General features: G+C 41.5%; 10 protein-coding genes. 8 read left to right on the top strand and 2 right to left on the bottom strand.

Translation table 11 applies throughout. From position 1 onward, the window contains the following. The 3 genes from D6D85_RS15950 to D6D85_RS01025 form a co-directional block, all read left to right on the top strand. Positions 1 to 422: hypothetical protein (locus tag D6D85_RS15950; RefSeq protein ID WP_161969611.1), on the top strand; the 422-nt coding region annotated here is incomplete at its 5' end. A gap of 12 nt (positions 423 to 434) precedes the next feature. Continuing rightward, entirely contained in the window at positions 435 to 905 is a 471-nt protein-coding gene (locus D6D85_RS01020) for a hypothetical protein (RefSeq protein ID WP_125670191.1), read from the top strand. A gap of 772 nt (positions 906 to 1,677) precedes the next feature. Continuing rightward, complete coding sequence (locus D6D85_RS01025) at positions 1,678 to 1,935, top strand: DUF2283 domain-containing protein (protein ID WP_125670192.1); 258 nt, start codon at positions 1,678 to 1,680, stop codon at positions 1,933 to 1,935. Positions 1,936 to 1,942: 7 nt separating this feature from the next. On the opposite strand, the gene D6D85_RS01030 is transcribed toward D6D85_RS01025, so the two are convergent. Then, entirely contained in the window at positions 1,943 to 2,359 is a 417-nt protein-coding gene (locus tag D6D85_RS01030) for a hypothetical protein (RefSeq protein WP_125670194.1), read from the bottom strand. A 120-nt stretch (positions 2,360 to 2,479) separates the two neighbouring features. Further along, positions 2,480 to 2,605, bottom strand: coding sequence for a hypothetical protein (locus tag D6D85_RS16925; protein WP_272914400.1), 126 nt, complete (start codon positions 2,603 to 2,605; stop codon positions 2,480 to 2,482). 365 nt (positions 2,606 to 2,970) lie between these two features. Between D6D85_RS16925 and D6D85_RS01035 the strand changes: the two genes are divergently transcribed. The 5 genes from D6D85_RS01035 to D6D85_RS01050 form a co-directional block, all read left to right on the top strand. Continuing rightward, positions 2,971 to 4,035, top strand: coding sequence for a hypothetical protein (locus D6D85_RS01035; protein WP_125670195.1), 1,065 nt, complete (start codon positions 2,971 to 2,973; stop codon positions 4,033 to 4,035). A gap of 2 nt (positions 4,036 to 4,037) precedes the next feature. Beyond that, a complete protein-coding gene (locus D6D85_RS01040; protein ID WP_125670196.1) occupies positions 4,038 to 5,114 on the top strand; it encodes a hypothetical protein in 1,077 nt (358 codons plus the stop codon). A gap of 4 nt (positions 5,115 to 5,118) precedes the next feature. Further along, on the top strand, positions 5,119 to 5,622 hold the full coding sequence (locus tag D6D85_RS01045; RefSeq protein WP_125670198.1) for a hypothetical protein: 504 nt from the start codon (positions 5,119 to 5,121) through the stop codon (positions 5,620 to 5,622). A gap of 1 nt (position 5,623) precedes the next feature. Then, a complete protein-coding gene (locus D6D85_RS15955) occupies positions 5,624 to 5,770 on the top strand; it encodes a hypothetical protein (protein WP_161969612.1) in 147 nt (48 codons plus the stop codon). Then, positions 5,771 to 6,236 (top strand): hypothetical protein (locus D6D85_RS01050; RefSeq protein ID WP_133308278.1); only part of this gene is annotated, 466 nt, incomplete at its 3' end.

Below are 6,236 nucleotides of genomic sequence, written 5' to 3' on the forward strand. Positions count from 1 at the left end.
AGATAATAATACTGGTGATAGCGGTAGCCCTAGCACTGCTGATATTCTCTCCAATATCAGGGTACATATTTGGATCTCTGGGGAGAACATCTACTGTTGGAGGGGCATCCCAGATACAGGTGTTAAGTGTATATAACAGCGGTAATAGTGTGGCAATCGACATTAAGAATCTAGGACCAGGAACGATAACGAAATCGAGCGGTGATATTAACGGAAGCGATTTTAAGGTCTTCATAGATAATAATGAAGTTAAAGTTTCAGGAACAACTCCATCTTCAATACATGCTTGGAATGTGAGTAGCGTTATAACAATAACTATACAACAAAACTATGACACCGCATTTGCGACAAAGCAGCACAGCATAGTGATATATGGACCAGGAAACACCCAGACACAGTACCTGTTCAGCCCGCAGGGATAAGGAGGTGGTATGATGAGGGCCGGAATATCAAGAGTAGTTGTGGAGATAATAATACTGGTGATAGCAGTAGCCCTGGCACTGCTCATATTCTCTCCGATTTCAGGGTACATATTCGGATCATTGGGTAGGACTGCAACTGTGGGAGGGGCATCCCAGATACAGGTGCTGAACGCACAGTACAGCAATCAGAAATTTACCATATATGTGAAGAACTTGGGGCCTGGGACGATAGCTCCTCCGAGCGGAAACGCTTTTACTAAGAATGATTTTAAAGTATATGTAGACGGAAGCGGGTGCACAATAGGATCTGATAGTGATGTTGACACTAGTGGATTAGGAACTGATGGTAAATGGGACAAGGACGAGGTAATAAAAATAACATGCAGTTACACAGGACCTGACGGAAATAAGCAACACAACATAGTTATCTATGGCCCAGGGAACACTCAGTCACAGTACTTATTCTATCCGCCTCCGAGCTGACCTTCCTACCCCTTCCTTTCTTTTTTAGCCAGGAATTCCCCCTGAAGTTTAGCTGGGAAGCCCACAATAGATCTAGTTTCCTAGATTTTTAGGTCATCTTGGCTACCTTTTTATGGGACACTGCCCATACCCTAGGATCTATGAAGATGAGAGGGTTTAATGACCTAGAGAATCCATAGGCCATTGTCAATAAGGAGGGGCAATAACCCTGGAAGGGCCAAAGAGGCGATATGATGAGGCTGGAATATCCAGAGTTGTTGCCCAAGATAAGTGGGAACCTGAATTATTTAAACCTATCGTTTGACACTATAATCTGATATCAATGATTTACTTGATAGCACTATAAAAATTATGATAGTCCATTCAGGTTCCCATCTTACTACCGCCATCTGCCCGAAACACAGTTGTATACGACATTGCTATGATTTTTCCACGATATTTTATTATTCTTATGAAATGGGATTAGAGAGTATTTAGGAAGCGAGAATACGGTGGCTGTGAAGGATGACAAGGAACTCCCTAGATAGAACGATGTATCAGAAGAAGGTTGAGAGATTTCAAGATGGATGAAATTAATATCTACGAGGTGATGATCAGAAATCGGAGAATGCTTGAGGAATACATTATAGGAGAGATAAGATCTATTTAAGAAAGAAGAGAAGGAAAGGGACAATCCCGAGGTATTGTCATTTATGATAATCCAACAGATTCTCGGAGAGTTGATGGAAAAGAATAAATTTTACAGCCCACCTTGTAGGGAGAGGAGGTATGGATGGTTCGAAAAACTGATACATTGCTGAAGATCGATGTAGAGGGTCTGCTCAGAGCTATTGAGGAGAGATATGGGATAAACATCCCGAGAAAGGTCGTTATGATGGATTATGATGAGGAAACAGGAAGCCTTTTCATCAAGTTTATGCATGAGGATATTGTTGAGGGAGAGCCCACGGAGGACGGCTTGGTAATACTTCACTTCAGCAGAAACGGCGATATTGTGGCGGTTGAGATAACAGATATTTCGCTCCTTTAAAATAGATTCACCAGAATGCCAGCCTCAGCAGTATTCCTATAACTGCAAGCAATATAGGCAGGTTGAATGCTATGAATATCTTCGTGAACAAGCTCATCTGTCCCTCTATCCTCGCAACTCTCTGCTCTAAGGAGCTGATTCTGGTATCCAATGCCCTAATCTCCTCTCTAAGGGAAGCTATTTCTCCCTTAAGAGAGGTTACTTCCCTTTCCATTTCCTCCCTAACAGAGGATATCTCCTCCTTTAGATCCTCTTTTGTGACCTTTAGGTCCTCTTTTGTGATTACTTTTCCCAGAATTGCATTTATGAGCGTCAATGTGACATCGGGTTCCTTGGGTATCTCGGGTATTATCATCTTGAGAAACCTCCTCCTTAATGCTTCATTCTCCTCAAGCTCCTCTATCATCTTCAGTGCTATCGACATCTCCTGAATGATGGATGAGAAATTTATAAACGTAATTACCTGCTTTTATGATAATTAGTTGACAACTGATGATACTTAAAAAAGTATAATTCCATTTAATAATTTTTAATTATTTGAATCTCACTCCTTCTTCGTTCCCCCCTTAAGCTCAGCGACGAGGACATTTATCACATTATCCCCCAGAAAGTCAAGGCTTTTCTTCAGATAATCTACATCTGATTCTATCTTCTCAATTCTCTTTTCCAAGGATGATAATATAAGGCTGCTTTCACTTGAGGATTTAAGGGAAATTATTATTAATGCAAACAGAAGCTCTGTACGAGTTTAGACAAAGGGATGTTATAACAAATAATAGGAAGAGCTTTTGTGATCATAAGAGGGATTAAATTTCTGCATATTTTTCATTGTAGCTGATAAATATCTAGGATGTTAAGCCTAACTTTGCTCTCACCAAAAGCTGCTTTCTTTAAGTCGGTTCTGATCCTCAACTATGAACAGCTGAAAACTCAGCTTCCTTTTGTAATAGCTATAAAATAAAGAAGCAAGGGATTAAATATTACCGACTGGATTATACAGCAGAGAACATGAGGTCTGGTAGTGGTGCGGTATTGTTGGTGGGTTTTGCTCTAGTTGTTATGTTGCTCTCAGTAGCTGGGGCTGTCACACCACCGTCTATAGGAATGAAACAGGATCCATCCCAAGATTTTGTTGACTATGCAAGCTCCATAAGAAATGCCGTTCACTCCTATGACTATTTAAGGGGCACTGGTGTTGAAAAATTTAACTACACAAGAGACACTATTTATGGACTAGTTAAGCAGTACGGCACTAGAGGGATAGATGCAGTAGTAGTACTAACGAATATATTTGGGGACAGGGAGTGCATTATAACTCCAGCAGGGGTGAGCTGCCCTATTTTTTCAGATGATCATCTCAATATTATCCCAAATGATATTCAGGAAATTCTTCAAAAGTATGGCTTACCTGTTGAAGAATATATTGACAATTATGATGGAGTAATCGCATACTATTCGCTGGCAAGCAAAGATCTCAGCTCGAATTTTACAGGAATAGCAGCTGGTGGGGGTGGAGGAATTGCAGCTAATCTTGAACAGGAGCTGCTCCAAGAGATAAGAGGGGGCGCAGGTGGAGCAGTAGCACTCCGCCCGTTCTACACAATACCGCCTGGTATATACTTCTTCAGGCCATTCCTTAAGCATAAACCGCTTCCAGCCTTTGCCTTGTTCTTCATGCTCAACTTGAATCCTGTTAGGGTGGATGCAGTGATGAGCTATAGTGGAAGCGGGGAAATAAAAAGTGTGAAGATAAGGGTATTTGAGTTTCCCGGAGATAAAAATCTCTTAGACTACGAAATGTATAAGTGGGATAAAAATACGGGGACAATAACATTCAGCATAGATCCATCGATAATCAAAGTGAAGAAGGAGCTTGATCTGAAATTCGGAAAGCTCATAATTGGGCATAAATATAACATAGGCATCGGGACAGCTTGGATAGTATATGGAGGGGATTCAGGACAAATAGGGACTTTCCACATAGAGGGGATCAATGGATACCTGTCACAGGATGTTCCCGCCTACTATAACGAGTATAAAGGCTTCTTTAAGGGACTAATCAGGGGATTCAGGGGGATAGGAAACCTCCCTGAGGGCTGATAATGGTAACAGAGCCCCTTGAAGCCCTAATAGCCATAATGCTGATATCGATAATTTTAGCATCTATATTTATTTATAATCAGAGGGGAACTGAGAGCATAACGCAGATGAGGACTCTGAGCAGGAGCATAGCAGGAACTGTGGCTGGGATGTATGTCAATTATACTAAAAGTAATATCGACTTCTATACCTTTAATAACACAGTCAATGGATTCTTGGAATATGTTGAGAGAAAAGAGAACGTGAGCACAGCTGCGAACATCACTGTGATATTGAAGAATGGAACATTGAGAACAGCTAGACTGAGGCAGATGAGCAGGCCTGTAAAAAGAAGCATCACCGAGAACATTACCCTTTTTATAGCAAATGAGAGCAAAGATGTTCATGTATATGCATTACCATTTAGAAATTATGTAAATCGTATTCAACTCTCACCAATCGAATGTCTACGATATTTCTCACCAATCGAATGTCTACTACATAAATCATATAAATATAACATTACTATCTATATTGTGGGTTATTATAGCGATGGAACTCCGGTTATCGGCGATGAAAGCTCGATAGAAGATGCTAGGGCTAATGGAGGACCGTTTAAGAATTCTCCACCAAAAGGAAAAGTTTATATTAATGATGGTATTTGGAATATAACATTTGAGACTGCAGCATTGGAGAAATACACAACAGATCCGGTAACCGTAAGTATAACATATAACATTGGTGGAGAAAAGGGATATAAAGAGGTGCGACTACCCAATGAGGATTATTCAAGTGCAAGTTTCAGGCTAAGACCTGAGAAGCTGTGTAACAATGATGCCTGTTACTTATATTATCTTGGAGAGCAGATAAATCTCACGGGTCCCACCAGCTGGCAGATAGAGAGCTTGATGAGAGATTCATACTGTCTAGGTTCAGGTGATATAGCTACAGGAAGCGGACATTGTGGTGAACTGCCACGATATATCTTCTTTACTCCTGGTCCATATAAACTTTCCATGAACAATGGAGACACAAATCAGCCATTTTTCATCGAACCCTATTTCACAATAATTACTGTTAGAGTTGGCTTCAACAGGTGATTCAATGGAGCATATCTTTGCCTTTCTCATCTGCATGTTCATCGTCGTTGTATTCGGCCTCTTCTCCATATTTGCTGTCAGGAGCATGTATGCATCTCAGAGCTCTTTCCTTCAGGAGGAGGCAGTTCTAGCATTCAGGCAGCTCCTTGAATCCCCATTAAATGAGACAAAAATTCCACCCACTATAGGAATTGCGATGTACAAGAGAGATGGAAGGACTATCGTAGTTCATCCCTACATGGTTAACATGACCGCTGTATGGCGGCTGAAGAAATCAGTTCTAAAAAATGAAGATTCCTATAGGGCAAATAAAATTGGGCTTGTCTCCAAGGAGGATGACTTCAGGATAATTTTATACAATGGAACAACATATATCATTTTAGGAAAGAACATAACTAGAAGTAAAGTAGCCTCTGTAAGCGGGTATGCGTTCTGCCCTCCCAAAAGTGATCCATTCTGTCCTTCCAATGGAAATATAACGGTTAAGGTAGTTGTCACGGGTGATTGATATGGAGCTTCTGTGGACCATGCTGATGATCTTCTGCTGTGTTGTCATGATAGAGCTAGCTTTTGTCTTATACTCCCTATCAAAAATGTTAAATGCAATTGCCGACTATTATAAAAGAAGAGCAGAGTTGGAGGGGAGGAAAGGATAAATGCCCCACAATGTTGTCGTGAACCTCGCTTACTTTGTGCTTGCTCTTATAATAGTTGCAACGGCATTCGCCTTCATGTACCCCTATGTCCAGAGTGCAGGTGCTAGGCAGAAGTTCGATGCTGTGCTTAAAGCTGCCATCGCGATATCCAACGCAATCGACAATGTTGTTCAGGCTGGTGTGAACTCATCGACAACTGTCAGCATAAACCTGCCCGATAACGCTGTTGTGAAGGTTGTGAACCCCTCAGATGACTACAACGGCTCCGTCATCTTCACTGTTTATGGAGGCCCTCCATATCAGGGAACGGTGATAGAATACAACGGCTCGTTGAGCTGGGTGTGCATAGTCCCGAAGGGGACCTATCTGGAGGTTCAGGTGAACACCTCAATAAAGGTGGACTCCACAATAGTGAGAAGAGGATGGAACATAACAGCAGAGGGAGGGGTGTGCAGAGCAGGACAGC

Origin of the sequence: Candidatus Methanodesulfokora washburnensis, from assembly GCF_003947435.1 — an archaeon.
GTDB lineage: Archaea > Korarchaeota > Korarchaeia > Korarchaeales > Korarchaeaceae > Methanodesulfokora > Methanodesulfokora washburnensis.

Excerpts from the sequence above, each read along its gene's own strand:
- D6D85_RS01020 (WP_125670191.1), top strand. The coding sequence starts at position 435 with ATGAGGGCCGGAATATCAAGAGTAGTTGTGGAGATAATAATACTGGTG.
- D6D85_RS01025 (WP_125670192.1), top strand. The coding sequence starts at position 1,678 with ATGGTTCGAAAAACTGATACATTGCTGAAGATCGATGTAGAGGGTCTG.
- D6D85_RS01030 (WP_125670194.1), bottom strand. The coding sequence starts at position 2,359 with ATGTCGATAGCACTGAAGATGATAGAGGAGCTTGAGGAGAATGAAGCA.
- D6D85_RS01040 (WP_125670196.1), top strand. The coding sequence starts at position 4,038 with ATGGTAACAGAGCCCCTTGAAGCCCTAATAGCCATAATGCTGATATCG.
- D6D85_RS01045 (WP_125670198.1), top strand. The coding sequence starts at position 5,119 with ATGGAGCATATCTTTGCCTTTCTCATCTGCATGTTCATCGTCGTTGTA.
- D6D85_RS15955 (WP_161969612.1), top strand. The coding sequence starts at position 5,624 with ATGGAGCTTCTGTGGACCATGCTGATGATCTTCTGCTGTGTTGTCATG.